Source organism: Oleiphilus sp. HI0132 (assembly GCF_001635845.1).
In genome coordinates, this window is sequence record NZ_LWGJ01000072.1 from 1 (window position 1) to 871 (window position 871).

An 871-nucleotide genomic window follows, 5' to 3' on the forward strand; every position below is an offset into this window, starting at 1 on the left:
TGCTTGTTCCAGGCTTAGCCCTGCCATAAGTATTGCAACGTCAGAGTCGTTTATTCGAGCGTATTGGAAGCGATTGAATGCCTTTGGTAGCAGGGTGGTTAGATTGCGCATGGTGATATCGGGCGCATCCAGGCCGTGCTTGTCTTGAATGTTATGCATTTGGTCAACAGAGAGTAGAGCAACAGATACTGGGGTGCTCTGGCTTACGGCCTTTTCTAACTCTTTGTTCCCATCAAGAAAGAACTTCTGTTTGTTGGGCAGCCCTGTAACAAAGTCATGGAAGGCGAGATATTTAAGCGTTTGGGAATGCTCAAGGTTTTCGATGTTGTGTAAAATGCGGCAATGAAACTCTTCATGGCTAAAGGGTTTGTTCAAGAAGTCGTTTGCGCCATTTTTTATGAACTTGGCAGTTAGTTTTCCGTCACCTTCACCAGACAAGCCGATTATAACCAGCTCATTCTTGCTCACCTCTTTTCGGATGTTTTTGACCAAGTCAAAGCCGTTCATTCTTGGCATGTTGTAATCGGTAATCAGTAGTTTAATATCTGGGTGTTGTTCAAGGGCCTCTAAAGCCGTGTCGCCATCGTCTGCGGTGTGCACTTGATAAAGGTGTGTCTCAAGTTGCTGTTGAATGTAGCGGCGAGACATTTTGGAGTCGTCTGCTACAAGAATTTTTATATGCTGGTTTTTTTCAAGGCGCTTAATCAGCTTTATGACATACTCGTAAGAGAAGCGGCTTTCTTTTACAACGTAGTCGACGATTCGCTTTTCCAGCATTTTCTCCCTTTTCTCTTCATCGTAATTTCCCGTGAGTACGATGGTGGGGATTTTTTCTGCAATGGTGTAGTCAACGACTTCTCCATCCGGTGCG

Annotated in this window: 1 protein-coding gene; it reads right to left on the reverse strand. The window is 44.8% G+C overall.

The annotated features are described in order from the left end of the window. A partial coding sequence (locus A3766_RS01035; RefSeq protein WP_068641486.1) for a response regulator occupies positions 1-871 on the reverse strand: 871 nt, incomplete at both ends.